The organism is Thermophilibacter sp. ZX-H3 (genome assembly GCF_052599055.1).
This window is the reverse complement of sequence record NZ_JBQXES010000010.1, coordinates 1-26,962: the sequence shown is the minus strand read 5'-3', so window position 1 is coordinate 26,962 and position 26,962 is coordinate 1. Positions and strand designations below refer to the sequence as shown.

The 26,962-nt window shown below is 67.5% G+C and carries 21 protein-coding genes, 1 rRNA gene and 1 other RNA gene; all 23 read right to left on the bottom strand.

Annotation, left to right across the window (positions count from 1 at the left end):
• Window positions 1-5 precede the first annotated feature (5 nt).
• Window positions 6-1,616 carry an NAD(P)H-hydrate dehydratase gene (locus ACULPM_RS05580; RefSeq protein ID WP_317416196.1) on the bottom strand — a complete coding sequence of 537 codons (1,611 nt, stop codon included), beginning with the start codon at window positions 1,614-1,616 and terminating at the stop codon, window positions 6-8.
• A 5-nt stretch (window positions 1,617-1,621) separates the two neighbouring features.
• Window positions 1,622-2,200, bottom strand: coding sequence for a holo-ACP synthase (gene acpS / locus ACULPM_RS05575; RefSeq protein ID WP_445331520.1), 579 nt, complete (start codon window positions 2,198-2,200; stop codon window positions 1,622-1,624).
• A 9-nt stretch (window positions 2,201-2,209) separates the two neighbouring features.
• Entirely contained in the window at window positions 2,210-4,060 is a 1,851-nt protein-coding gene (glmS, locus tag ACULPM_RS05570) for a glutamine--fructose-6-phosphate transaminase (isomerizing) (RefSeq protein WP_445331521.1), read from the bottom strand.
• A gap of 284 nt (window positions 4,061-4,344) precedes the next feature.
• Window positions 4,345-5,682 (bottom strand): phosphoglucosamine mutase, encoded by a 1,338-nt coding sequence (glmM, locus tag ACULPM_RS05565; RefSeq protein WP_445331522.1) that lies wholly within the window; start codon window positions 5,680-5,682, stop codon window positions 4,345-4,347.
• Between the two features lie 166 nt (window positions 5,683-5,848).
• Window positions 5,849-6,244: a 30S ribosomal protein S9 gene (gene rpsI / locus ACULPM_RS05560; RefSeq protein ID WP_075278930.1), complete on the bottom strand. Its 396-nt coding sequence runs from the start codon at window positions 6,242-6,244 to the stop codon at window positions 5,849-5,851.
• 3 nt (window positions 6,245-6,247) lie between these two features.
• Window positions 6,248-6,688, bottom strand: coding sequence for a 50S ribosomal protein L13 (gene rplM / locus ACULPM_RS05555; protein WP_075278931.1), 441 nt, complete (start codon window positions 6,686-6,688; stop codon window positions 6,248-6,250).
• Window positions 6,689-6,990: 302 nt separating this feature from the next.
• The gene (locus ACULPM_RS05550) at window positions 6,991-9,858 is read right to left on the bottom strand and encodes a TIM-barrel domain-containing protein (RefSeq protein ID WP_445331523.1); all 2,868 of its coding nucleotides are present in this window, start codon (window positions 9,856-9,858) and stop codon (window positions 6,991-6,993) included.
• 9 nt (window positions 9,859-9,867) lie between these two features.
• Complete coding sequence (locus ACULPM_RS05545) at window positions 9,868-10,770, bottom strand: patatin-like phospholipase family protein (protein WP_417801698.1); 903 nt, start codon at window positions 10,768-10,770, stop codon at window positions 9,868-9,870.
• Between the two features lie 158 nt (window positions 10,771-10,928).
• Window positions 10,929-11,219, bottom strand: coding sequence for a hypothetical protein (locus tag ACULPM_RS05540; RefSeq protein ID WP_445331524.1), 291 nt, complete (start codon window positions 11,217-11,219; stop codon window positions 10,929-10,931).
• A 56-nt stretch (window positions 11,220-11,275) separates the two neighbouring features.
• Window positions 11,276-11,521, bottom strand: a complete 246-nt coding sequence (locus ACULPM_RS05535) for a DUF2442 domain-containing protein (RefSeq protein ID WP_445331525.1) — start codon at window positions 11,519-11,521, stop codon at window positions 11,276-11,278.
• Between the two features lie 120 nt (window positions 11,522-11,641).
• Window positions 11,642-12,010: a transfer-messenger RNA gene (gene ssrA / locus ACULPM_RS05530) on the bottom strand.
• Window positions 12,011-12,228: 218 nt separating this feature from the next.
• Entirely contained in the window at window positions 12,229-12,369 is a 141-nt protein-coding gene (locus ACULPM_RS05525) for a rubredoxin (RefSeq protein ID WP_075278935.1), read from the bottom strand.
• Window positions 12,370-12,460: 91 nt separating this feature from the next.
• Window positions 12,461-12,973, bottom strand: coding sequence for a flavin reductase family protein (locus ACULPM_RS05520; RefSeq protein ID WP_075278936.1), 513 nt, complete (start codon window positions 12,971-12,973; stop codon window positions 12,461-12,463).
• Window positions 12,974-13,020: 47 nt separating this feature from the next.
• A complete protein-coding gene (gene smpB / locus ACULPM_RS05515; protein ID WP_445331526.1) occupies window positions 13,021-13,533 on the bottom strand; it encodes an SsrA-binding protein SmpB in 513 nt (170 codons plus the stop codon).
• The gene (locus ACULPM_RS05510) at window positions 13,520-14,377 is read right to left on the bottom strand and encodes a tetratricopeptide repeat protein (protein WP_445331527.1); all 858 of its coding nucleotides are present in this window, start codon (window positions 14,375-14,377) and stop codon (window positions 13,520-13,522) included. Before ACULPM_RS05510 ends, smpB begins: the two co-directional genes overlap by 14 nt.
• Before the next feature lie 54 nt (window positions 14,378-14,431).
• A complete protein-coding gene (gene rnr, locus ACULPM_RS05505) occupies window positions 14,432-16,504 on the bottom strand; it encodes a ribonuclease R (RefSeq protein WP_445331528.1) in 2,073 nt (690 codons plus the stop codon).
• A 167-nt stretch (window positions 16,505-16,671) separates the two neighbouring features.
• On the bottom strand, window positions 16,672-17,598 hold the full coding sequence (gene ftsX / locus ACULPM_RS05500; protein ID WP_417802449.1) for a permease-like cell division protein FtsX: 927 nt from the start codon (window positions 17,596-17,598) through the stop codon (window positions 16,672-16,674).
• Window positions 17,585-18,595: a cell division ATP-binding protein FtsE gene (ftsE, locus tag ACULPM_RS05495; RefSeq protein WP_417802450.1), complete on the bottom strand. Its 1,011-nt coding sequence runs from the start codon at window positions 18,593-18,595 to the stop codon at window positions 17,585-17,587. The genes ftsX and ftsE overlap by 14 nt, the downstream gene beginning before the upstream one ends.
• Window positions 18,596-18,734: 139 nt before the next feature.
• On the bottom strand, window positions 18,735-19,610 hold the full coding sequence (locus ACULPM_RS05490) for a YitT family protein (RefSeq protein WP_445331529.1): 876 nt from the start codon (window positions 19,608-19,610) through the stop codon (window positions 18,735-18,737).
• Entirely contained in the window at window positions 19,607-20,725 is a 1,119-nt protein-coding gene (prfB, locus tag ACULPM_RS05485; RefSeq protein WP_075278943.1) for a peptide chain release factor 2, read from the bottom strand. The genes ACULPM_RS05490 and prfB overlap by 4 nt, the downstream gene beginning before the upstream one ends.
• A complete protein-coding gene (secA, locus tag ACULPM_RS05480; RefSeq protein WP_317416190.1) occupies window positions 20,725-23,583 on the bottom strand; it encodes a preprotein translocase subunit SecA in 2,859 nt (952 codons plus the stop codon). Before secA ends, prfB begins: the two co-directional genes overlap by 1 nt.
• A gap of 114 nt (window positions 23,584-23,697) precedes the next feature.
• A complete protein-coding gene (locus tag ACULPM_RS05475; RefSeq protein ID WP_445331530.1) occupies window positions 23,698-26,559 on the bottom strand; it encodes an AfsR/SARP family transcriptional regulator in 2,862 nt (953 codons plus the stop codon).
• Window positions 26,560-26,854: 295 nt separating this feature from the next.
• Window positions 26,855-26,962: ribosomal RNA gene (rrf, locus tag ACULPM_RS05470) — 5S ribosomal RNA — on the bottom strand; the annotation flags it as partial.

Sequence of the window (26,962 nt, the reverse complement as noted above, 5' to 3'; positions counted from 1 at the left end):
GCGGCCTACTCGGCCAGTCCGTCAGGATAGGAGGCGTGCTCCTCCACGGCGTCGGAGGCAAGGCCCACCACGTCGATGAGGTCGCACGCCATCACCGCGTGCGAGCCGACGCGCTCAGCCGCGAGAGACCCGGCGTAGCCGTGAATCTCGCATACGTACGCGGCGAGAAGGGCAAGGTCGACGTCCTCGCCGGCGCGCTGTGCAAGGGCGGAGGCCATCATGCCGGCAAGCACGTCCCCCGAGCCCGCCGTGGCGAGCGCCGCCGGACCGGGCTTGGGCAGAACGGCCTGCTCGACGCTCACGCACCCCGTCGCGCAACCCTTCGCCACCACCACGAGCTCGGAGCCGCCGTCCGCCCAGATGATCTTGCGCGCGGCGTCGAGCTGCCCCACGAGGGAGTCCGGCGGATTGGAGGCCTGCCCGACGAGCCGGCCGAGCTCGGCGCGGTGCGGGGTGAGCACGAGCGGCGCACGGCGCCTCGTGATCTCGGGAAAGTCCGGAAGCGCCCCGTTGGTGAGGCGGGAGAGGCAGTTGAGGCCGTCGGCGTCGATGACGAGGGGCACGTCGATGCCGAGAAGGGCGGAGACGATCGACGACGTCCCTCCCGAGACGCGCATGCCCGGGCCCACGAGCACGGCCGAGGCCCCCTCCGCCAGCTTGCGCACGACGTCCTTGGCGTCCGCGGAGATCGTCCCCTCGGCATCCTCCGGCAGCGGAACGACGGGGATCTCGAGCAGATGGGCCTGAGCGGCGAGCGCGGCGGAGGCGGGGACGGCGAGCGTCACGTACCCCGCGCCCATGCGGGCCGCGGCGCGTGCGGCCATGACCGCCGCGCCCGGGAAGCGACGCGAGCCGCCCACGACGAGCACGGAGCCGCGCGAGAACTTGTCGACGGAGAGCGTCTGCGGCGCGAGGACACCGAGGTAGTCGGCAAGGTCGGTACGCCATGCGACCGGATCGGCCTCGATAACCAGGCGCTCGGTCTGCTCGGCGAGCGGCGCCACGACGATCGCGCCGCACACGTCGCGCCCGTCGTCGGAGAGAAGGCCGGGCTTGAGGGCGAGCATCGTGACCGTCATGTCCGCGATCACGCAGGAGCGCGCGGCGTGGCCCGTCTGGCCGGAGAGGCCGCTCGGCACGTCGACCGAGACCACGCGCGCCGGGCAAGCGTTCACGCAGTCGATCCAGATGTCGAAGGGGGGACGAACCTCCCCGTGGAAGCCCGTCCCAAGCATGCAGTCAAGCGCGACGTCGGCGGTCTCCAGCAGGCCCTCGAGCTCGTCGCGAGAGGGGCCGACCACCGGCTCGATGCCGGACTTCACAGCGCTCTGGGCAACCTGCCTCGCAAGGTCGCCGGCAAGCTCATTCGGCTCGATCGGGGTGACCACCTTGACGTTGATGCCGCGCGAGTGCAGCGCCTCGGCGGCGACCCAGCCGTCTCCGCCGTTGTTGCCCAGTCCCACGAGCACCACGACGTTGTCGACGTCCCCCAGCTCAATGACCTCCTGCGCCGCGGCAAAGCCGGCGCGGTGCATGAGCTCCGAGACGCTCACGCCCTCCCGCGTGAGGGCGACCTCGACGCGCTTCACGTCCTCGATGTTAAGCACAGGCTGCATGTGAATCACTCCTCGAGAGAAGGTTGTCCGCCTAGGTCGACCTGGTCGCCAGGAACGGAGCCGTGCGGCTCGTCGGTCCTCGCCATGTCGTCGAGCAGGCCCTCCTGGATGCGCTCAAGCTCGTCGAGCACCGCCCGGGCCTCCTTAAAGGAGGCGGCCAGCTGACGCGCGGAATCGTCGCGCTCGGGCGGGGCGGGACGAACCTCGTCGGTCACCGCAAGCGCGTTCGCCACCGCGACGTCACGCGTGTGCGAAATCGAGAGCGCGATCTCCCGCACGCCCTTCTCGCGGGCGACCTCGGCCGCCCGGCCGGCGAGAAGGACGCGGGGCCGACCCGCCTCATCGCGCGTCACCGAGACGTCGCGCAGGCCGATCCCCCCGGAAAAGCCCGTGCCCAAGGCCTTGAGCACGGCCTCGCGCGCGGCGAAGCGCGCGGCATAGTGCTCGGCGGGCCGCGCGCTCTTCTCGCAGTACGCGCGCTCCTCGTCCGTGAAGACGCGGCGCGCGAAGCTGGGGCGGCGCGCGAGCACGCGCTCCATGCGCGAGATCTCGAGCATGTCGACCCCTATGCCTGCCGTCGCCACTCGCACCACCTACTCGACGGTCACGGACTTCGCGAGGTTGCGAGGCTTGTCGACGTCACAGCCGCGCGTCCTTGCCACGTAGCGGGCGAGAATCTGCAGGTGCACCACCGCGACGATGGGCACGAGCAGCTCGTCGGGCACCGGCGGAATCCACAGGACGTGCTCGACGAGCGAGGCCACGGCCTCGTCGCCGTCCGTGGCGACGGCCACGCACGTGGCGCCGCGCGCAATGACCTCCTGGATGTTGGATACGGTCTTGTCGTGGACGCGGTCGGCCGGGACGATGGCAACCACCGGGAAGCCCGGCTCGAGCAGGGCGATGGGGCCGTGCTTCATCTCCCCCGCCGGATATGCCTCGGCGTGCAGGTAGCTGATCTCCTTGAGCTTGAGCGACCCCTCATAGGCGGTCGTCGCGTTGACGCCGCGGCCGAGGAAGAGCGCCGAGTGCGCGCGGCGGAAGACCGCGGCGGCACGCTTATCCTGCCAGGAGCGCGAGAGGACCTCGCGGATGAGGTCGGGGATGGCGCAGATGTCGCGATAGTGGCGCCCGACCTCAGGCAGGTCCATCTGCCGCTTGGCCTGGGCCAGCCGCAGGGCGAGAAGCGCGCTCGCCACCATCTGCGCGGTATAGGCCTTCGTGGACGCCACGCAGACCTCCGGGCCCGCCTGCACGTAGAGAACGCCGTCGGCCTCGCGCGCGGCCGTTGAGCCGAGCACGTTTGTCACCGCGAAGACCTTGCAGCCCATCCCCTTCATGCGGCGCGCGGCGGTGAGGGTGTCCGCCGTCTCGCCCGACTGCGTGATGATCACGCAGAGGGTGTGCGGCGTCACCAGCACGTCCTGCTCGTAGTTGAACTCGGAGGCGTAGTCGCACACGACGGGAACCTTGGCCCAGGTCTGGATGAGGGTCCGCGCGATGAGGCTCACGTGGTAAGACGTGCCGCAGGCAATGAGGTAGACGCGGTCGATCGCCGCGAGGTCGCGCTCGCTCATGGAGAGCTCGTCGAGCACGATGCCCTTCTCGCCAAGGCGGCCGGAGAGCAGGCGCTCGATGGCCTCGGGCTGCTCGGCGATCTCCTTGGCCATAAAGTCGGCATAGCCGCCGAGCGTCGCCGCCGAGGCATCCCAGTCGATGTCCATCGTCGCGGGGCTGTCCACGACGAGCCCCTCCTCGTCGTAGACGGTCACGGCACCGCTCTGCTCGAGGCGGGCGAACTGGCCGTTCTCGAGCTGGATGACGTGAGAGCTGACGCCCGCGAGCGGGGTGACGTCGGAGGCGGCGTAGGCGCCCCCTTCCGTCGAGGCGGCCACGAGCGGCGAGCCGTTGCGGGCGCACACGATCTCCCCGGGCGCGTCGGCGCACACGACGGCGAGGGCCCACGATCCCCTGAGCCGACGGCACGCGTGCCGCACCGCGGTCACGAGGTCACCCCTGCAGGGCCCCGCCCACGCGTCCTCGATGAGGTGCGCGATCACCTCGGAGTCGGTCTCGGAGACGAGGGTGTGGCCAATGCGTTGCAGGTAGCCGCGGAGCTCGCGGAAGTTCTCGATGATGCCGTTGTGCACGACGGCGATGCGACCGGTGCAGTCACGGTGCGGATGGGAGTTCTTGTCGGTGGGGGCTCCGTGCGTGGCCCAGCGCGTGTGGGCGATGCCGCAGGTGCCCACGAGGTTCGCGGTCTCGCACCGCTCGACGAGGGTCGCCACGCGCCCCGCGCACTTGACCCCATGAAGCTCGCCGTCCGTCCCGACGACCTCGACGCCGGCAGAGTCGTAGCCGCGATACTCGAGGGTCGAGAGGCCCTCGAGCAGGTAGCCAACCGCCTGGTCTCTACCGGTGTAGCCTACGATTCCACACATGAGGGCCTCCTCAGGGGATTGGGTGCGTTTGAGTCACGTGCCCAGATTGTACCAGTGACGGCACGCCCAGCCCGCAGCAGAGCCGGAAACCACGACATGCCGTAACATCCGTCCGCCACCGCGCGCGGGCGCGCTCTTCTCGCCGCGCTGATGCGCCGTCGCTCATCCACGCCGCGCCCCCGCATGGCCCGCACGCCATCTTGCGCGCGCAAACGGCGCGAGTCCCCCGCATGCCGGATCAGCGGGGGACTTGCGATGCCGTTGGCGACATGAGGCCAGGGCGCCTACGCGCGGAACTTCTCCAGCGCATCGAGCACGAAGGCGTTGGCCCGCTTGCAGAGCTCGTCGGTAGGCGCCTCGGCGAGGGTGCGCACCAGCGGCTCGGTGCCCGAGGCGCGCACAAGCACGCGGCCCTGGCCCTCGAGAAACTCCTCGGCCTTCTTGACGGCGGCGAGCACGCCCTCGTCGGACATGGCGGCGTCCTTGTCGGTCACGCGAACGTTCACGAGCTCCTGGGGATAGAGCTTCACCGGCGCGACGAGCTGCGAGAGCTTCTCGCGCTCCGCACGATAGACCTCCATCACGCGCAGCGACGTCATGATGCCGTCGCCCGTGCACTCGATGTCGCCGAAGATGATGTGCCCGGACTGCTCGCCGCCCAGGCTGTAGCCGTTCTCGCGCATGCAGGCGTAGACGTTCTTGTCGCCCACGGCGGTGGTCTCATAGGAGAGGCTCGCCTCGTCGAACGCCTTGAACAGGCCGTAGTTACTCATGACAGTGGGGACCACGGTGCCGGCCGTGAGGCGACCGTGCTTGTTGAGGTAGACGCCGCAGATGTAGAGGATGAGGTCGCCGTCGACCACGTTGCCGCGCTCGTCCACGGCAAGGCAGCGGTCGGCGTCACCGTCATAGGCGAAGCCCACGTCGAGCCCCTGCTCCACGACGTGGCGACGCAGGCGGTCAATGTGGGTGGAGCCACAGTCCACGTTGATGTTGAAGCCATCGGGGCTGTTGTTGATCACGCGAACGTCGGCGCCGAGGGCGTCGAAGACGGGCTTGGCGACGGAGGACGCCGCGCCGTTGGCGCAGTCGAGGCCGACCTTCACGCCCTGGAGCGAGAAGTTCGCGCTTGCGATGAGGTGGGCGATGTAGCGGTTGCGCCCCTGCATGTAGTCGACGGTGCAGCCGATGGCGTCACCGGTGGCGAGCGGCACTTCGACCTTGCCGTCGATGTAGGACTCGATCATCTCGAGGACGTCCTCGTCCATCTTGTAGCCCTCGCCGTTCACGAGCTTGATGCCGTTGTCGGTATAGGGGTTGTGGGAGGCCGAGACCATGATGCCGCAGTCAAAGCGGCCGTCCACCGTCTCGTAGGCGACGCCCGGGGTGGGGATGACGTGCAGCATGTAGGCGTCGGCTCCGGAGGCAACAAGGCCGGCGACGAGCGCGGACTCAAACATGTAGCTCGAGCGGCGCGTGTCCTTGCCGAGCACCACGCGGGCCTTCTTCCCCTGCCGCGCGCCGTAGTACCAGCCCACGAAGCGGCCGATCTTGAACGCGTGCTCAACGTTGAGACCCTCGTTTGCGCGGCCGCGGAAGCCGTCGGTGCCAAAGTACTTCATGCTGTTCCCTCCAACGAGAGACGGGGGCGGGTACGTTTTGCTTCGCTCATTCTCGCACTCACGCAAAGCGCGGGGCAAGTGCCGTCGCAGGACATGTGGGGGATTTGTACTAAAAAACGGGCCTGCCGGCAACGTGCCGACAGGCCCGAAAGGACGAGGAAACGCCTTAGCGCTTGGAGAACTGCGGGCGCTTGCGGGCCTTCTTGAGGCCGTACTTCTTGCGCTCGACGGCGCGGGCGTCACGGGTGAGGAAGCCAGCCTTCTTGAGGTCCTCGCGGTACTCGCCAGCGTCGAGAAGGGCGCGGGCGATGCCAAGGCGCAGGGCGCCGGCCTGGCCAGTAATGCCGCCGCCGTCGCAGTTGGCGAGGACGTCAAAGCGCTCGGCGGTCTCGGTCAGACGCAGCGGGGCAATGGCGTTGTCCACGAGCTGCTGACGGCCGAAGTACTGGGCGGCCTCGCGGCCGTTGACGACGACCTTGCCGGTGCCGGGGACGAGACGAACGCGGGCGACAGCCTCCTTGCGGCGGCCGGTGCCGGAGTAGACTACGGTGTTCTCAGCCATCGGTTAGGCCCTCCAATCGATCTGGACGGGGTTCTGGGCCGTGTGCGGGTGCTCGGGGCCGGCGTAGACCTTGAGCTTGGTGCCCTGCTTGCGGCCGAGGGTGGTCTTGGGGAGCATGCCCTTGATGGCGTGCTCGACGACGCGCTCGGGGTGCTTCTCCATGGCCTCGCGGAAGCTCTCGAGCTTGAGGCCGCCGAGATAGCCGGAGTAGCGCCAGTACTGCTTGTGGTCGGCCTTGACGCCCGTGAGGACGACCTTGTCGGCGTTGATCACGACGACGAAGTCACCGGTGTCGGCGTTGGGGGTGTACTGCGGCTTGTTCTTGCCACGAAGAATCATGGCGGCGGTGGTGGCCAGACGGCCGAGCGTCGCGCCCTCGGCGTCGATGAGCACCCACTTGCGCTCGACTTCGCCAGCCTTGGCGAACTGAGTCGACTTCTTCACTTGACTCCTCCTACGTACCTGCTGAGATGACGGCTTCTGGACAAACCGTCGTGCTTTTTTGTCAGAGATTACGGGGCTCTGTGGAAAAGCTGTAAGAGTATAGCGCAAGACGCAACCGCTGAGCTGGTGAATTTTTCTTCCACAAGCCATTCAAATGCGGCCGCGCCTCTCGCCCGCCCCGCATGCCCCGCCCGCAAATTAACGCGCACAATTTGCCTTTGTCCCAAAAGCCAACTGATGATATATCAAACGAAAGCAAACTGTGCGCGTTAATTGCCCCGCCGGGCCGACAGAGAAGGGCGTCAGACCCACAGGGTCACCTCCTGCGCGCCCTCCCCCACGTCCGCGCGCGCAAAGCGGACGCTCACGCGCGGAGCGCCGTGGACGCCGGCGACCATGGCGGCCAGCGCGCGCTCCTCGGGCGGGGCAAAGGTCTCGATCGCGGGCGCCTCCTCGAAGAGCCACACCGCCTCGCCCTCCGCCGGCTCCTCGGCGAGAAACGCCACGCGGTCCGCCACCTCGCGCACCGCAAGCTCGCGCCCGGCGCAGCGCGCCCCCACGGCAGCGGGGCGCGCCTCCACCCGCGCGCGCATGGTCGTCACCCTGAATGCGTCGTAGCCCTCGTAGCCACCCGTCGACGCCTCGGCGAGAAGGACCAGCCGCCCCGGCTCCTGGCGCATGCGGAAGGTGGTCTCCACGTGGCCACCGTAGGAGACGTCGTCCATGAGGCCGTAGCCCTCGACCCACCTTGCGCGGTTCTCGATCGAGGACCCGCCGTCCTCGTAGAGCACGTAGCGGCTCTCGCGGGCGCCGCCGTCCGGGGCAGGGCCCTCCGGCCAGAAGTCGATCACGCGACGCGTCCTGTCAAGCCCGCGCGGGTTCTTCTCGCCGGGCGGCATGGGGTTGTTGTGCGCCTCGTAGCGCGGGACGATCGAGCCGCCGCGCACGAAGAGGGGCAGCTTCCAGAGCGGCGCGTCAAAGCCCTCGAGCGTCTGCCCGCCCGCGTGGCGCTCCCCGGTGAAGTAGTCGAACCAGACGTCCCTCTCGCCGCCGGGCAGGTAGATGCCGTCGCGGACGTCGTTGCCGCACTCATCTGCGCGCGCGTTGCGCCACACCGGCGCCACGAGCAGGGCATCGCCGAGCAGGAACTCGTAGTTTGCCGCCTCGGGCGCCAGGCACTCGCAGCCCGCGAGCGCGAGCGGCCGCACCATGGGCAGCCACGCGTCGCCATTTGCGTCCGTGAGGCCCGCCGCCGCGACCGCGCAGGTGTAGGCGTAGGGCATGAGCTCGCTCTTGAGCTTGAGGTACATGCGGCAGATGCCCGTGTGGGGGTCTCCGTTTGCGTAGGGCAGCTTGGCGTAGGCGCCCCAGCCGTCCATGTCCAGGATGATGGGCGTGAGCGCCTTCCACTGGAAGTCGCGCGTGGCCACCACCGGGTCCCCGCCGAAGATGCCGTCCAGATCAGACGCCACGTTGGGGTTGCCCGACATCCCCTGCCCCAGGTAGGTGGGGATGTGCATGCGGACGTACTCCCAGTCCGTGCCGTCCTGGTCGCCCGACCACACGGCGCCAAAGCGCTGCGTGGCGGCCCAGCCGTCGAGCGTGAGGACGAAGGGGCGCCGGCGCGCGTCCAGGCTCAGGATGTCGTACGCCTGCTTGGTGCCGGAGAGGGCGAAGGAGTAGCCCTGGCCCACCCACTCCTCGTCGGTCTTGAGGGCGGCCGCGCCGCCGCGCGTGGTCTCGGCGGCGAAGTCGCGCAGGTTGTGCCAGGTCACGTCCGGGCTTGCGTCCGGCGTGATCTTGGACTGGGCCCACAGGCCCGTGGCCACGCCGCGCTCCGCCGCGTAGGCGGAGAAGGCGGCGAGGTTGTCGACGTTTGCCGCCACCGCCGCGAGGCGCTCCGGCGAGCTGGCGCCGTCCGCCCCCACGCCGCCCGTCATCTCGTAGCCGTTGTGGCCGTAGCCCGACCCGTAGCCGTCGTTGGGCAGAAACCAGCCGAGCGGCATGTCGTGGGCAGCATGCTCGTCGATCACCGCACGCGCCGAGAACTCATACGGCGTCTCGCAGGAGAACCCGCCCGCAGACTCGCGGAGCACCTCGTCCGGACCATTGAGGGACTCGGCGGCGCCGCGCCCCGGCAGCACGTAGCCGCGCACGCGCCCGTACTCGTAGCGAACGCGGCCCGCGCCGCCCGCGTGCCCGGAGCCGTGGACGACCCAGGCCTTGCCCTCGGTCGCGGGAGCCCCCGCCACGGTGCCGCGCGCTTCTGCGGGAAGCGGCTCGGCAGACCACGCGTCACGGTTGTAGGCGTTGAGGTGTCCCAGGTAGAAGGCATACTCGGGGAGAAGGACCGGCGCGCCCGTCACGCGGTAGTACGCACGCAGCACGGCGCGCGCCGTCTCCGCGAGACCGGCCGCGGACTCGCCGGCACAGCCCGCCACGAGGAGATACGCGTCGAAGAGCCCGTCCTCGTGGGCGGCGCGCACGTCCGCGCCCGTGGCGGCAAAGTCGTAGGCCCCGCGCGCGAAGGTGTTTCTCAGCACGCCGTAGCCCGCGCTCGACCAGAAGAAGGGGCTCGGCGAGGCCACGTCGCCGTCCTGCCACTCGTTGCCGTTGACCGGCGCGCTCACGATGTTGATGACGGTCCCCGCGTGCTCGGCTCGGCCGTTCTGCGTGCCGCCGCCAAAGAACTTCTCGTCGGGGGCGCACGCCAGGACCTGCGTGGTTGAGTCCGCGCCCATCTGCAGGGGCGCCGTCTCCCGCACCACCACGCGACCGTTGCGGCGCACGCTCAGCAGCGCGTCCGATCTGCCGAGAAGGACCTCGGTGCCGCCGGCGGCCACCACGAAGGCGCCGCCCTCCTCGCGCACGCGCACCGCGGGGTGCGCGTAGCGCTCCGAGTCGTCCGGCTGGGCCGGGATGCGCGCCGCGTGCTCCGGGCAGACGGGCTTCGCGTACGGCGCAAACGCGCCGGCGGGATCAACCGTGTAGCGCACGACGTCCTCGTCGAGAAACGCGATGCGCCCCTCCACCGCACGCGGGGCTGCGGGCGCGCCGTCATTCTCGCCAGACGAGGTGCCCTCGGCGGCGGCAAACGCGACGACGGCCACGTTGGGCCGCAGCGGGTCCGGCGCGACCGAGGTCACGCCCGTCAGGGTGATGCTGCTCATGGGTGTCCCCTATTCTGCGCAGAGAAACGCGTCGATCTCCGCCAGGCGCGCCTCGGCCTGGCGGCGGCCGGCGACGTAGAGCCTGAGGAGCGGCTCGCCCGAGCGCTCCGAGCTGCCGATGGTCACCGGCTCCTCCGGGGCGATGACGAGGCAGCGCCCCTCGGCCTCGAGCTCCCAGAGGAGCTCGCGCTGGGCGTTGTAGCGCTCGCCGCGCGTGGCAAGCGCCTCGAGGTAGTACGGGTAGGCGTCGTAGAGGTGGGACTTCAGCGCGATGGCCTCGCTGCCGGCACCGCGCACGAAGCCGCGGTCCTGCGTGAGCACCACGAGGGCGCGCTCTGCCGGGACGTGCCCCTCAATCTCGCGCGCCCCGGGCAGGCCCATCGCCGTCTCGAAGGGTATGGAGTCGGTGGTGCCGCCGTCGAGGTAGCGCTTGCCGTCAATCTCCACGATGCGCGAGACCATGGGCAGGGAGGCCGACGCGCGGACGCGGTCGATGTCGTCGGGGAAGCGGCGCACAGGCAGGTAGTCCGCTGTGCCAAAGGTCACGTCGGACACCACGGCGTACATGGGCAGGTCGCTCGCGTTGAAGGTCTCCACGTCGCAGGGGTCGATGTGGTTCTGGACCTCGTCGTACATGAAGTCCGCGCCCGCCATGTTGCCCGTCGTGGCGAGCGACCAGAGGGACATGAAGCGCTTGTCGTCGCGGAAGGCGAGCATGTCGCGCATGGTGCGGCCGATCTGGCGCGAGCGGAAGTTGGACGCGTTGATGGCGCCGGCCGAGACGCCCCACACGCTGGAGAAGTCGTACAGCCCGCGCTCCTGGAGCACGTCGAGCACGCCCGCCGTGAACAGGCCCCTGAACCCGCCGCCCTCGAGCACGAGCGCCGGCACGTTAGTCTTCTCGGTTGGCATGGTGGCTCCCCTCGTCCGCGTTTTTCCCGGCACATTGTCGCACGACCGGAGCGTGCGGAGCGAGGTGTGGCGCCCTTCGCCTCGTTTTCATGCAGAATCCGATTGCACTTCATTTAAGCAGGGAGGCAAAGCGGGGCTTTTCGGTTTTTGCACGTTAGTCACCGGCGGCGCGCCCGGCGGAGCCCCCTCACGTATCGGACGAGAGAGATTGCCGAAAGGGCGGTGGAGCTAGCCATCAGCCCCGCCCCTCCAAAAAACCACCCGTTCACAGTATCAAGGATTGATGAGATGTCCACTCGGGTATTCGACCACAGGATGAAGAGGAAGCAGAGGGACGAGAGGAAGAAGCTCAGGGCAACAAGCAACATGGAGCGCTCTGACGGCCTCATCACGGCGGCGGCCAAGGCAAAGGCTATCGAGGCGATCCCCAGATACAGGGCAAGAACCATTGTCCGACCTCCGCTTCTCCGGCCGACCCACTTCTCACTCGCTGACGTTCTTCCGCCTAGGCAATCCTCTCGTACGCGCAGCTTAGCTCGTACATCTTCTCCGGAGATAGATCGATCTCCCCGTCCGCCCAGCACACGACTTCGTGAACAATCTCAAAGCACGAAAAGGTCTCGCCCTCTTCCAAGGGGGCAAAGACGGGCATCTCCAGAAGGGGCGACGCATCAAAGAGACGCGTCTTACCCATAGAGAAGGTCACCAGCATTGAGAGGTCATTGACCACCCGGGCCGAAGCAACCCCCATGTCCTCCTACGGCTCCCCCGCATAGGCAACGCCATCAACCACAAACATGGGAACCTCCAAGGAAAGCTAAGGAGCCAGTCAAAAAAGCCGGGGCCCATTCGGACCCCGGCACAGGCGTGCAGGTGGAGGTGCGGAGAATCGAACTCCGGTCCAAAGCAGATCCCTGACAGGTGTCTCCAGGCTCAGTCGCCGGTTGGATCTCGGAGGCCGCGCACCCGGTGACCCGCGCTTGGCCTCCCAGCCGGTTCGGTCTTAGCGCGCGGCATACCGACTACGTCCGCGCGCGCATCTCCCTGAAATGACGTCGCCCCGGGAACGGGAGCAATCCCCGGTTTGACGCGCCGCTATCTAATTAAGCAGCGAGAGCCAGCTGAGGCTCGTAAGAGTTGTTGTCGTCAATTCAATTTGACGGTACCCCTGTTTAGCGTGGCGAGGAGACCACGGCCTGCTGCCCATCTCAGACCCACCCTGTCGAAACCAGTCACCCCCGGGTGGAATGGGAAGACTGCCACCATGCGGCTGTCAACGTACGGGCCGCTCGCGCGACCGTGGGGTCATTCTACCCGTTTTTCTCGATGCATAGCCACGGCGGCCCGCGCACATCGCCGACGAGAAGAGCGTACGGGCCGCAGTCGCCCTTCTCGCCCACGCAAAAGGGGCGGCCTCCCACGGGAGGCCGCCCCACGCACCGCTCCTGGCGAGAAGGACTACTCCTCGACGAGCTCAAACAGGTCGGGGCCGACGCCGCAGACCTCGCAGACAAAGTCCTCAGGCAGCTCGGGAGTGTCAACGGTGACCTCCCAGCCGCAGACGGTGCAGCGGAACGTGTACTTCTTCTCATCTGCCATGGTGCTCTCCTCTCACTTGGTCCAACGTGCCCTTTCGAAATGCTATCACAACGGTGGCGTTTCTCGCCCCGCGTTGCGCCAGATGGGATGCCTAGCTCAGGCCCTCCACGTAGGAGGAGGCCTTCGCCGGGGTCTTGCCCTTCAGCGTGCCGTGGTAGTACGCGTACGTCATGGGCGGCTCGCCCGAGAGGTTTCCGGCGTCGACGACCCGACCGACGAAGGTGAGGTGCGTCCCCACGTCCGTGGTCTGCACAACCTCGCACGCGACGTAGGAGCAGGCATGCTCGGCGGGGTACGGGTCCCCGGTCGATGCCACGGCGCTCTGGATGCCCTCGAACTTGTCGAAGTCCACCGAGCTCCTGAAGCCGAAGCGCCCGACGAAGGGCATGTCGGCCGACTCGTCGAGCACGGCGAGCGCGAAGTGCCCCGCGCGCTCGATGGCGCCGCAGGTGAAGTTTTCCTTGTTCACCGTCACCGAGACCTGAAGCGGCTCGGCGGTCACCTGCAGCCCCGTGTTCACGAGGCATGCGCCCGCCCGCTCGCCGTCGTCCGCCGAGACCACATAGAGACCCGACGAGAACTTGAACAGTGCCGATGCGTCCATTCCCACTCCTCTCCGATGAGCCAGGGAGGCGGCCCCCTCCTGGCCCGCTACCGGTTGAGCTCCTTGAGTGCGCGGGCTATCTCGCGGTCGGAGTCGCGTCGCGCCATGTCTGCCCGCTTGTCGTAGAGCTTCTTTCCGCGCGCAAGGCCGATGGCCAGCTTCACGCGGTTGTGCTCGTCAAAATAGATCTCAAGCGGCACCAGCGCAAGCCCCTTCTGACGGAGCTTCGCGTCAAGGTAGTCGATCTGACGGCGATGCAGGAGCAGCCGCCGCTTGCGGTCCGGGTCAACGTTCCACACGCCGCCGTTGGAGTAGGGATGGACGTGCACGCCATGCAGCCACGCCTCGCGTCCGCGAATGAGACAGAAGGCGTCCGTGAGCTGGCACGCGCGCTCGCGCAGGCTCTTCACCTCAGTGCCCGTAAGCTCGATGCCGGCCTCGAAGGTCTCGTCGATAAAGTACTCGTGGTGGGCGGAGCGGTTCTTGGCGATGGTCTTCTTGCCCGGCTTGGCCTGACGCTCCGCCTTCGCCGCCTGGCGCAGCACCTTACTCTTCGCCATCGGCATCCCCCTCGACGGCGTCGCTCTCGCGGATGAGCTCGAGGAGGGCCTTCGCGGCGGCCTCTCCCACGAGGTCGCGCGCCCGCAGCGTGAGGTTCGCCGCCACGTCTCGCGCGCCCGCGGCGGCGGCATCGCTCGCGCACATGAGCAGGCAGACCGCGATGTCCGCGTTGGCCCCGTCAGGCAGTCCCTCCTCGGCGAGAAGCGCCTCGACCTCGTCGTCGGAGACGAGGTCGGGGTCGCGCTCGGTGCCGGCGGCCTGGTCGAGGGCCGCATCGACGGACGAGTCGCGCACGTCCAGGGCGCGGGCGGCGCGCAGGGCCGCGGCCGCGGTGCGAGGCTTCTCGGACGCCTGGAACCAGCCGGAGAAGTTCACGAAGGCGCGCGCGAGGTGGCGCGCGTCGCTCGCCCGCTCGAAGACGCTATAGGTGAGCGCCAGGTACTCCTGCATGTCCCCCGCCACGCGATAGAGGTCGGCGAGGTTCAGGCGCGACCCGCAGTCCATGGGATTCCAGCGGATGGCGCTCTTGAGGGCGGACATCGCGGCATCGTAGTCCCCCGCGTGCACGTTGGCGAGGGCAAGGTCCCCGTAGAGGCGGTCGAGCGGCTCGCCCACGTCGCGCAGCTCGCGCGGGTCCTTCTCGACGCGCCGGTATGCGAGGCGCTCGAAGAGCGTGGGAAAGCTGAACCACTGGACCTCGTCGGTGGTGGGGCAGTTCTTGTCGACGTACTCCTCGGCATCCTCGGCGAGGCGGGCGAGAAGCTCGGCCGCCCGCTCGGGCTGGCCCTGGAGCATGAGGCCCTCCGCCCGCTCGAGCTCGTCCGTCATCTCTGTCTGGATCATATGACCTCCTCACGGCCGTGGCCGCGCACGCATGCTAGGTAGTTAGTCTTCCCATTATCGCCCACCGCCAACGCGGGGACGCCGAGGGTCCCGCGGGCGGTCCCCATCCTGGGCGAGCACGAAGTCAATCTGCCCGCGCGCCACGTTGACGCCCGCAACCTCCACCGTCACGGGACGGCCGAGGCGCCACACCTCCCCCGTCTCCTCCCCCGTAAGCGTGAGGCGGGCCTCATCGTAGGCAAACCACTCCTGGCCGAGCGCCCGGACGGGGAGAAGCCCCTCGGCACGCGTGTCGTCCAGGGTCACGAACACGCCGTAGCGCTCGCATCCCGAGACGGAGCCGCGCGCGACCTCGCCCACGCGCCCAGAGAAGAGCTCGGCCGTCTTTACCTTCTGCGACGCCCGCTCGGCCGCGTCGGCCGCCCGCTCGCGCTCGGAGCAGGCCTGGCAGAGCTGCGGGAGCGCCGCGGCCTGATCGCGCATCTCAGCCCCCCTCGCCCGCCCCGCGAGGAGGGCCTTGAGCGCGCGGTGCACGAGCACGTCGGGATAGCGCCTGATCGGCGACGTGAAGTGGCAGTACGCCGCGGCGCCGAGCGCGTAGTGCCCGTCGTTGTGGGGAAGGTAGACGGCCTTTCGCTGGGCCCTCAGCAGGAGGGCGCTCGTCGCCGCCTCCGCCTCGGTCCCCGACGCCCGCCCGAGCGCCTCCTGAAGCGCGCGCGGCTCTCCCGCGAGCAGGCCGGCCGCAAGCCCTCCGTCAAGGACGCCGAGCTCGCGCAGGGGCTGTACGCAGGCCTTGAGGTCGTCGGGCGCGGGCGGCTCGTGCACGCGGAACGCGGCGGGCATGTCCTTCTCGGCGAGCATCCTGGCCACGCACTCGTTTGCCACGAGCATGGCCTCCTCGATAAGGCCCGTCGCGCGCGTGCGCCGTCGAACGCGGACCCCCGTGGGGCGTCCCCGGTCATCCAGGTCCACCTTCGCCTCGACCGTGGGGAAGTCGATGGCGCCGCGCTCCCGCCGCACGCGCTCGCGCAGCGCGCGGATCTCGTCGAGCGTGCCGAGAAGCACGTCGACCTCAGGGGCGCGCTCGGGCGCGCAGGGAAGCGCGTCCGCCGCGGCGCGGCCGTCGAGGAGGGCGTCGACCTCGTCATAGCTCAGCCGCGCCGCCGACCTGATGGCGGACGCCATCGCCTTGGCGGAGACGACCTTGCCCCGGCCGTCCAGGCGGACGACGACGGAAACGGCGAGACGGTCCTCCCCGGGCCGCAGCGAGCACACGTCGTTGGAGAGGCGCTCCGGCAGCATGGGTATGACGCGGTCCGCGAGATACGCCGAGCAGCCGCGCGCGCGTGCCTCGTTGTCAACCGAGTCGCCCGCGCGCACGTAGTGCGTGACGTCGGCGATGTGCACCTCGAGCTCGTAGCCTCCTCCCGGGAGGCGCCGGGCGCCCACGGCGTCGTCGAAGTCGCGTGCGTCGGCGGGGTCGACGGTCACGCAGAGCTCTCCGCGCAGGTCGCGGCGGCGTGGGTTGCGGGCCATCTCCTCGTCAACGTGCGCCTCGATCTTCTCGGCGGCGGCGAGGGCGGACGGAGGGAAGTCCCCGGGCAGGCCGAAGGAGGCGATTACCGATTCCATGTTGAGGTCAACCGCGTCGGACGGGCCCACGCGACGCTCGACGGTCACCACGGCCGCGCTCTTCCGCGTGGGGTACTCGGTGATTCTCGCCACCACCACATCGCCGGGGGCGACGCCCAGCCGGCTCGGGCTCGGGTCCTCGGGAACCACGAAGAAGTCGTGGCCCAGCCGCGCGTCGAGCGGAACCACCGCGCCGAGCGGCCCGGCGATGTCGAAGCGCCCGAGAAAGGTCTGCGTCGCACGGACCACCACCGAGCGAACGACGGCGCGCGGGGCGCGGTTGCGGGCACTCACGATCGCGACCTCGACCTCATCCCCGTTCATGGCCTCGCGCTGGCCATGGCGCACGAGCTCGAAGGCGCCCTCCTGGGTCTCGACCCGCGCCACGCCCGGCCTTGATACCACGAGCCTGCCCGTAAGCGTCTGATGCCGCTCGCGCGGCCCGCCCGAGCGCCCCCGGCGCCTGCTCCCGCGATGCACTCTCTTACGGCTCATGCCCCTCCTCCAAACGATCTCGCGCCCCAGCATGCCCAACAGCCATCCCTCTGTCGGCTGGGTCCCGACGGCCCGAACGCGGGGAGCCCCCGCTCTCCGCGCAGAGGTTTCGCACAGCGCACCTCGGCACGGAGAGCGGGGGCTCCCCCACCCCGCGAATGGTTGCCCTAGACCTTCAGATAGCGTCCCATCGCGATGGCAGATCCAAACAGTCCGATCAGCACGCCGATGCCCAGCAGGCTGGCGTACGTGAGGTAGAGCGTCATCGGCGGAATCTCGAACGAGAGGAACGAGAGGTTCTCGGCAAGCGCGGGCAGAAGGGTGTGGACGCCCGCGGCGAGCGCCGCGATGGCGAGAAGCGCGCCGAGAATGGCCTCGATCGTGCCCTCCATGATGAACGGCCCGCGAATGAAGCCGTTGGAGGCGCCGACGAGACGCATGATGCCGATCTCGCGGCGACGCGCCGTGATGGCGAGGCGAATCGTGTTGTTGATGAACACGAAGGCCACGAAGGTGAGCAGCGCCACGAGCGCGGCGGCGGCTATGCGGATGTACACCGAGACGCTGAAGAGGCGCTCGACGGTCCCCTGGCCGTACTGGACGTCGCCCGCGGGATTCTCGGGGTCGTCGCAGATGGACGCGAAGTCCGGGTCGCTCATAATGCGCTCGGCCGTAGACTGGACCTGCGAGGGATCCACCATCCTGATGACGAGGGAGGCGGGAAGCGGGTTCTCGCCGTCAAGGGCGGTCACCGCATCGGCGGCGTTGCGGTTGGACATGGAGGTGCGGAACTCCTCGAGCGCCTGGTCCTTCGTCTTGTACTCGACGGACTCGACGTTGTCCCATCCCTCGATGGTCTCGCGATACGCGTCGACGGCCGACTGGTCGGCGTCGTCGGAGATGAACGCCTGAATCGTGACCTGGTCCTCGACGCCGCCGAGCATGCTGTCGACAAGCACGGTGGCGACGACGAACAGGCCTATGATGAACAGGGACAGGAAGATGGTGACGACAGCGCCGAGCACCGTGGTCCAGTTGCGCCGGAAGTGGTGGCCGCACTCGCGCAGCGAGTAGCCAAAGTTAGAGGGCACCATAGTAGCCGTAGCCTCCCCTCTCCTGGTCGCGGACGATGTGGCCGGCCTCCAGGGCGATGACGCGCTTGCGCATGGAGTCGACCATCTCGCGGTCGTGGGTCGCCATGACAACGGTGGTGCCGGCACGGTTGATGCGGTCGAGCAGCTTCATGATGCCAAGCGAGATCGCCGGGTCGAGGTTGCCGGTCGGCTCGTCGCAGACGAGCAGTGGCGGGCGGTTAACCATGGCCCGGGCAACGGACACGCGCTGCTGCTCGCCGCCGGAGAGCTGGTCGGGGAAGTGCTTCATGCGCTCGCCGAGGCCAACAAGGCGAAGCACCTCGGGGACCTGCGCCCTGATGACGGACTTGGGCTTGCCGATGCACTCGAGGGCGAAGGCGACGTTCTCGTAGACCGTCTTGTCGGGAAGCAGCTTGAAGTCCTGGTAGACGGTGCCGATCTGACGACGAAGATACGGGACCTTGCGGTTGCGCATCTTGGTGAGGTCCTGGCCGGCAACGATCACCTGCCCCTTGGAGGCGCGCAGCTCGCGCGTGATGAGGCGCAGGAGGGATGACTTGCCTGACCCCGAGTGGCCGACAACGAAGACGAACTCTCCCGGGTAGATATCGAGGCTCACATCGTCGAGTGCGGGCTTGTTGGGCTGGGCCGGGTAGATGAGTGTGACGTTTTTGAACGACACGGTGGGGGTGCCGGTGCGGGAGACCGCCGGCGCGTCGTCGCTCGCGAGAGGGGCGAACACGCTGGTGAACCCGGGCTGCTCGGTGGGGTCCGCGGGCTCCGCCGCGGTGACCACGTGAACGGCCTCGAGCGACTGGCCATCGGACTCGGGCGCCTCGACGCCCTCCCCCTGGCTGACGCCGCCCGCCGCAAGGAAGGCGCCGGTGTCCTCCGGCGACGCAGCCGTCGCCTGAGAAGCCCCGTCCGGAACGCTCGCGAAGTCGAGCGGCGCGCCCTCCGACCCCTGTCGCTCAGTGCTGCGAAAGTGACTGGCCACAGAAGCTCCTTTTCTTGTGCTCTCAACGGACAAATACGCCCATAGTCTAGCAAAGGGGCAGCTCGGTTCCGAGATTCAACGAGAAGCCCCGACATAAAGCAGAACCTCCCCACACGCAGTCAACGCTGCGTTGTCGGGGTCAGCCCTCGATCCTCTTGAAGCCCTCCCCAAAGACCTCGTGCACCTCGGAGATGATCACGATGGCCTCCGGGTCGATCTCGGCGACGATCTGCTTGAGGCGCATGCTCTCGGAGCGACCGAGCACGCAGAGAAGGACGGGCCGGCTGTTCCCGCTCCACACCCCTCGGGCCTGAAGCTCGGTACACCCGCGGTTGAGCGTGTAGAGGATTTCGTTGGCGATCTCGGCGTGCTCGGTCGAGATGATGTAGGCCGCGCGGGCGCTGCGCGGGCCGTCGACGACGGCATCGATGACCTTGCCGCAGATGAACATCGCCACCGCCGCGTAGAGCGCCTGCTCCACCGAGAACACCGTCGCGGAGAAGGCGATGATGACGCCGTCCACGATGATGACGGCGGTGCCCATCGGCATCCCCGTCTTTCTCGCCAGGATCTGGGAGACGATGTCGGTGCCCCCGGTGTTGCCCCCGCTCCTGAAGACGAGGCCGAGCCCGGCGCCGGTGATGACCCCGCCCCAGAGGGCGCAGAGGAGCAGGTCGCTCTCGCCGACGCTCGCCGGCAGGAAGGGGACGAGCGCGTCGGTGAGGACGCCGCACGCAATGATCCCCGCCACGGTACGCACGATGTAGCCCCTATCGCCCGAGCGGACAACGAGCGTCATGAGCAGGACGTTCATGACGATGGTCTGAAGGCCGACGGGAAGGTAGAAGCCGAACGAGTCGGCGATGGCGGAAAACACCGTCGCAAGGCCGGTCACGCCGCCCGCGGCGAGCCCGTGGGGGATCTCGAAGATGTCAACGCCAACGGCGAACACAAACGAGCCCGTGATGATGAGCGCCGCGTCACGCAGCGCCACGCGCCAGGGGATGCGGCTCACGACGCGTCACCCTCGCCGCCCACCACCCACCGGTGGTAGCCGACGACGAAGTCGTCGAGGTCCCCGTCATCGAGCACGGACTCGACGTTGCCCGTCTCCACTCCGGTCCGCAGGTCCTTGACGAGCTGGTACGGATAGAGGACATAGCTCCTGATCTGGTTGCCAAAGCCGATGTCGCGCTTGGGGCCGCGCAGCTCGTCGAGCTCCTCGGCTCGGCGAGCGAGCTCCATCTCATAGAGGCGGCTCCTGAGAACGCTCATGGCAAACGCCTTGTTCTGGAGCTGGCTGCGCTCGTTCTGGCAGGTGACCACGATGCCCGTGGGGAGGTGCGTGATGCGCACGGCCGAGTCGGTGGTGTTGACGCCCTGGCCTCCATGGCCGGACGCATGGTATACGTCAACGCGCAGGTCGTTGGGGTCAATCTCGACCTCGATGTCATCGGGCAGGACAGGAAGCACCTCAACGCCAGCGAAGGTGGTCTGACGGCGCTTCTTCGCGTCGGTGGGCGAGATGCGAACGAGGCGGTGGACGCCCTGCTCGGCGCGGAGCATCCCGTAGGCGTTCTTTCCGCTCACGGTGAACGTCGCGCGGTCGAGCCCGATGGCCTCGCCGGGCACGGCATCATTGACGGTCACCTTCCAGCCTCGGCGGTCGCAGTAGCGCTGGTACATGCGGAAGAGCATCTCGCACCAGTCCTGCGCCTCGAGGCCGCCCTGCCCCGGCGTGATGGTCACGATCGCGTCGCCGTGGTCGAGCTCGTCGGTGAACCAGCTCGAGAGCTCGAGCTCCGAAAGGTCCTGCTCCAGGGAGGAGGCGAGCTCGGCGGACTCGGCGAGAAGGTCGCCGTCCCCGGTCTCGTTGCCCAGCTCGTACGCGGCGATGGCGTCATCGAGCTTCTCCCTGGCCGCCTCCATGCCGGAGACGTCGTCTCGGGCGGAGGAGAGCTGCCCCATCACCGCTCGGGCGCTCTCGGCGTCATCCCAGAAGCCAGGCTCGGCGCTTCTCGCCTCGAGTTCGGCAATCTTGTTCTTCTTCTCGTCGAGACGCAGGTAGCCCTCGACCTCCTCGAGCCTCGCGGCGAGGGCCTCGAAGTTCGACTTGGCGACGTCGGCCACTAGCGGTTCCTCCCGTGGCAGTTCTTGAACTTCTTCCCGCTGCCGCACGGGCAGGGGTCGTTGCGGCCCACGCCCACGTAGGGATCGGGGTCATCGGACTTGCGGTATGTTCGAGGCTTCGACGCGGCAGGGGCAGCCGGGCGTGCCGGGGCGGCATGGCGGGGCGCGGGGGCGCGGCGCGCGCCCTGGTCGCCGTCAACCTCGCTCGGGCCGGAATAGTGAGCGCCACGCAGCTCGGCGGGCTCCTCGTCCGCAGGGGCGGCCTGCGGGGCGGCGGGCTGGCGCACGACGACCTCGATGCGCAGGATGGTGCGCAGGAAGTCCTCGTACATAGTGTTGACGAGCTCCGCGAAGGCGGCGTAGGCCTCGCTCTTGTACTCGACGAGCGGGTCTCGCTGGCCAAAGCCGCGAAGCCCGATGCCCGTCTTGAGGTAGTCCATCTCCTGGAGGTACGCCATCCAGCGCGTGTCGATCACGCGGAGCATGACCTGCGCCGAGAGCGCGTGCATCGCCTCGCTGCCGAGCCGCTCGGCCTTCTCGGCAAAGCATCCGTCCACGAACTGGTCGACGAGCTCGATAACCTCCCCCTCGCCCTCACACGCGGACGCGTCGGGGACGTCCTTCCTGCCGGTGAGCTCACTCAGCCACGAGCCGAGCCCCTCCAGGTCCCACTCCTCGCGCTTGGCGCTCTCGGGGCAGTAGGTCGCGACCTCGCGCTGGACGGTGTCGTAGGTGACCTCGTCGATGTGCTCCATCAGGTCCTTTCCGTCGAGGATCTTGTTGCGCTCCTCGTAGATGACCTGACGCTGGGTGTTCATGACGTTGTCGTAGTCAAGGACGTTCTTGCGCATCGCAAAGTTGACTTCCTCGACCTTGCGCTGGGCGCTCTCGACGGCCTTCGTGACCATCTTCGCCTGGATGGGCATGTCATCAGGCATGTCGTAGCGCTGCATCATCGCGGAGATCTTGTCCATGCGGTCCCCGCCGAACAGGCGCATGAGGTCATCCTCGAGAGAGAGGTAGAACTGCGTCTCGCCGGGGTCGCCCTGACGGCCGGAACGGCCGCGCAGCTGGTTGTCGATGCGGCGGCTCTCGTGACGCTCGGTTCCGATGACGCACAGTCCGCCGGCGGCGCGAACGTGCTCCTTCTCCACCTCGCAGCGCTCCTTGGCGGCTTTGAGGGCCTTCTCGTACTCCTCGGAGATGGCGAGAAGAACCTCGCGCTCAACCTCGATCCCCTGCTTGGCAAGCCCCTCCACGGTCAGCCGGCGCGGGTCGCCGGCGGCGAGGACCCTCTTCACGACGTCCTGCTCGACGTCGAAATCGAGCGCGAGCACGGCCTCCTCGGCAAGCTCGTCAGGATTGCCGCCAAGCAGGATGTCCGTGCCACGGCCCGCCATGTTCGTCGCGATGGTGACGGCCCCCTCGCGGCCCGCCTGGGCGACGATCTGCGCCTCGCGCTCGTGGTACTTCGCGTTGAGCACGTTGTGCTTGATTCCGCGCTTGTCGAGGATGCGGGAGAGCTTCTCGGAATTCTCGATTGAGACCGTGCCGACGAGGCAGGGCTGGCCGTTCGCATGACGCTCAGCAACGTCGTCCGCAACCGCCTTGAACTTGGCCTCGACCGTGCGGTAGACGAGGTCGTCGTGGTCTTTTCTGATGACCGGCCTGTTGGGCGGAATGACCTGGACGGGGATATGGTAGACCTCGCGGAACTCCGCGTCCTCGGTCATGGCCGTTCCCGTCATGCCCGAGAGCTTGTCGTACATGAGGAAGTAGTTCTGGAGGGTGATGGTGGCGAGCGTCTGGTTCTCCTCGCGGACGATGACGCCTTCCTTCGCCTCGATGGCCTGGTGAAGGCCCTCGGAGTAGCGCCTGCCCTCCATGATGCGGCCCGTGAACTCGTCGACGATCTTGACCTCGCCGTCCACGACCACGTACTGCTGGTCGCGATGGAACATGTACTCCGCCTTGAGGGCCTGCTGCAGGTGGTTGACAAGCTGGCCGGAGACGTCGGCGTAGATGTCGTCCACGCCAAGGGCGCGCTCGACCTTCTTGAGGCCATCGTCGGTCGTGGCGATGGTGTGCTTCGCCTCGTCCATCGTGAAGTCGACGTCGGGAATGAGCCCGCGGACCGCGCGGGCGAAGTCCTTGTAGGTGCTCGCCGACTTGGTCCCCGCCCCCGAGATGATGAGCGGGGTACGCGCCTCGTCGATGAGGATGGAGTCGGCCTCATCGACGATTGCGTAGTGATGCCCGCGCTGAACCCTCATGCCCGGGCGCGTGACCATGTTGTCGCGCAGGTAGTCGAAGCCGAACTCAGAGTTCGTGCCGTATGTCACGTCCGCGGCGTACGCGGGCTTCTTGAGGTTGAGGCGCATGCCGTTCTGCAGGAGGCCGACGCTCATGCCGAGATAGCGATAGATCTGGCCCATCCACTCGCTGTCTCGGCGAGCGAGGTAGTCGTTCACGGTCACGATGTGAACGCCCTTGCCGGGGATGGCGTTGAGGTAGCCGGCGAGCGTCGAGACGAGGGTCTTTCCCTCGCCCGTCTTCATCTCGGCAATGGTGCCGCGATGCAGGGCTATGCCGCCGATGATCTGGACGTCGAAATGCCTGAGTCCGGTCGTGCGGCGGGACGCCTCGCGGACCGCCGCGAACGCCTCGGGGAGCAAGTCGTCAAGCGACTCTCCCTGATCGTAGCGCTCGCGGAAGGCGGCGGTACACCCGCGGAGCTCCTCCTCGCTCATTGCCTCGAACCTGGACTCCAGGTCATTGACGCGGCCCGTGATGCGCTCGAACTCCTTCAGCTCTCGGTCGGAGCCGATGGAGAGCAGCTTTGTGAGAAAGTTAGGCATGAGACTCCCTGCTAGTTCCGGGGGACAATCCCCCCTGCACACTCACCCTCAACACTTTACCCATCGGCATGCGGGCCGACGTCCACGGCACGACCCTCTCACCAAAAGCGCACCTCATGATGCGCAACTTCGCTCCTTGAAGGTCACCTCCACGCTGCTCTCATCGCTGAGGCGCCTCCCTCGCTCCTCGCCAATTCCCGCAGCCCTCCTCAGCAGGCGAGAAGGGGGTCGATTGGCGGACTGCATGAGCCTGCGGGCGTAGCGTTGGTACTGCCGATTCGCCTCAACGTTTCTCCCGCTCGCCCTCAGTGCCCGGACCATGGACACGACGGCGTCCTCGCGCATGTCGTCGGACGCCAGGGCATTCATCGCAAGGCGCGTGGCGGTGCGCTTCTTGCCCAGGCGCAGCGCGGCGTCCGAGCCCGCCACCATCGCATCCCCATACAGCCGTCTCAGCTCGTCTCTCGTTGTCATGACGTAGCCGGTCGCGTCCACGGGCGGCACATAGAGGTCCCCCACATAGAGCCGCTCGGCGCGCCGGGCCATCGCAACCGCACGGGCGTCGTCGCCCGTGTCCGCCGCCTCCCGCGCGCAAGCCCGAAACTCGTCGACGTCGCATCTGATGATTCCCATGTCCAGAGACACTGCCTTCGTCGCACGGCTCAGCACAAAGGGGTCAAGGTCGCTGTCAATCTTTGCGATTGCCGCTCGCAACGTGCTCGTTGCCTGGTAGGCACGGTTAAAGCCCATGCCATAGTCGGCCTCGGGCCACACCTGCTCAACGATCTGATAGCGCTTCGCCGTCGCCCCGCGCCGCAAGAGAAGGTACTCGAGCATGGACTTCGCGTTTCTGTGCTCGAGCTCGCCGTCGGGGACCCTCTGTCCGCGCACCGTCACGGAGAAGCCTCCCAGAAGCCGTATCTCAATCGGGGCCTCGTACTCGTGCCGAGACGTCCCCGCATCAGACCTCGCGTTGACGCCCGACACCTCTCGACCCCCGAGCGCCTCAGCTCTCCACCTTGGCCGCGCGACGAGCAGGGCGTGCCTCCAGGCGAGCGGCAGCATCTCGTCGAGACGGGCAGACAGCGCCCCCATTCCCTCGCTTAGGACAAGGAGCAGCCAGACGGCATCTCGCGGGGGCTCCATGTCCTCCCCCTCGTCGAAGAGCACCACGTCCTCCTCAACGAGCATGGCCGCGCGCACAAGGGCGCTCGCCCTCCCCAGGTCGTCTTGCAGGCCGTCGTCCCGCCCCGCACGCGGCGGCTCGCCCAGCAGAAAGCGGGCCACCTCGCCAAGCAGGGTTGCAACGCGGGCGATATATCCCAGGCCCGCTCCGCTTGCAACCGCCGCGGCCAGCTCGGCCCTGACGCTCGCGCGCGCAAGGGCCCTCCTGCGCAGATCTATCACCGTGCCGCCGACCAACGAAAGCACTTGCACCAGCCGGTCACCCGCCCGCTCGGCGCGGGAAACGAGCTGCTCGACCTCCGGATAGGAGGCCTCATCCGACAAGACGACGGCCTTGATCACCTCGAGGCAGCTCGTATAGCCCTCGAGCCCCGCAAGCTCCGGGGCTGACAGAACGTCAATCGCGCTCTCGACTGAGTGTCCGCTCGCAGCAGACGCGTCGCAGAGAAGAACCCGCGCGATCTCGGCGTCAATCGTCAGCAGCGCCTCGGATACGCTGTGCCCCCTGTCGTCGCACGGGTTTGCGATGAGCAGTCGTGTCGCTGCCGATAATCTCCCCTCGGCCATGAGGTCGCACACCTCACGATGAACGAGAAGCCGTCTTCCAAGGGCATCGAGCCCGTCAAGCGAGAAGGACGCGCCGGAGCGCCTCGCCCCAAGGGCCCTTCGCGCCTCCGCAAAGAGCGAGAGGTCAAGAAGCTCTGCGGAAGCGTCGTCCGCTACGGCGACGCCGGCAGCCTCGGCCGGCATAGTCCGCTCCCCCAGAGCACTTACGGCAGCGTCCAGCAGATGGATGTGCCCCTCGGCAAGCTCCAGATCGGGATAGGGGGCGAGCTCGCATGCTGCCGACCTCACGGCATCGACCGCACCAGCATCGAGAAACGAGGATGCGTGAAGGAGTAGAAGGCCCTTTCTTCTGTGAGCGCCCGGCAGCTCAAGCAGGCTTGCGACACGGCCATATCTGCCGTAAGCGGCAAGGATCCCAATGGCGGCATCACAGATGTCCGGGAAGAGGGCACAGGCCGCGTTCAGATGAGGCCGGCAGACCTCGAGAAGTTTGTAATCAGCGTCGAGCGGGCAGGAGAAGGACCCCGTTGATACACCAATCTCAAAGAAGGGGGCATTGCTTCTCAGCCCCTCGAGAATCTCTTTGGGAACGCAGCCTGCCGCGCTTTCAAGATCAGCATTTGAGCCATGACCCAAAAGCAGCATCGCGAGCCTCATCCTAAGCTCATCGTCACTCAGGGTAAGGCGGAGCGACTTTCCCACAAGTTCCTGAAGCGCATCAAGGTAGGAAGTGCATTTAAGCGGGTTTGGTCTCACTGGCCCCGAATTCAGGGGAAGGGCGCTGACAAGCGACGGAACTCCCCTCGTGTATCGTCTCAGCCAATATGAGAAGTCTCCGGACTCGACTTCAGTGACGGTCCTGACCACAAGATCAGAGGCAGTGACGCAAGAGCACTCCGGAAGGGCGTCAAGCAGCTGAGACCCCTCAGGGGGAAGCGAGAAAACCGTGTGGACTCCTGCCTCCCACATTCTTTTCAGCGCACGCGCCTGACGTCGCACGCACGACTCGTCAGAGGGCGGAAGCTCGTCAAATGCGACCAGACTCGGCTCGGGACGACGAGAGGACTCGCGGGCCACCCGGACGATGAGCGCAGAGGCGGACTCTGAGTCCCTTGTTGAAAGATCGTGACGAGAGATCCTTAGGCCATCTTTCGAGGCGGTGCGAATCAGTCGCGTGATGAGGTTGCGCCGCCCCATTCCAGGCTCGGCGCATATGCCGATCATCCGCGTTCTCCTGCCGCCATCAAATAGCAGGCTCGCCAGACAATCGAGTGCGTCACCGGATTCTGCGTCGCGATTCTGAGTCGTCTCCAGACCAGGGTCTTTAGGCAAAGAAATCATTGGCCCTCCAGCAAGCTCGATAACGGATAGTCGTTAACATCGCATGCTGAAAATACCATTAAAGGTAGTTGCCGTAATCTAATAATTGTCGTCAATAAATGAAAACGCAGAAAGCAAGCCGTCAGCTAAGTGTCAGAGAGCGCCCCGCGCCGCCGCGAGACGCAAAATGCCCCTTGTTGGTCAGCGACGTCCTGCTCTCCCACGGACTACTCCGCAGTACCATCGGCGCTCGGGGGCTTAACTTCCGGGTTCGGAATGGGACCGGGTGTGCCTCCCCTGCCATGGT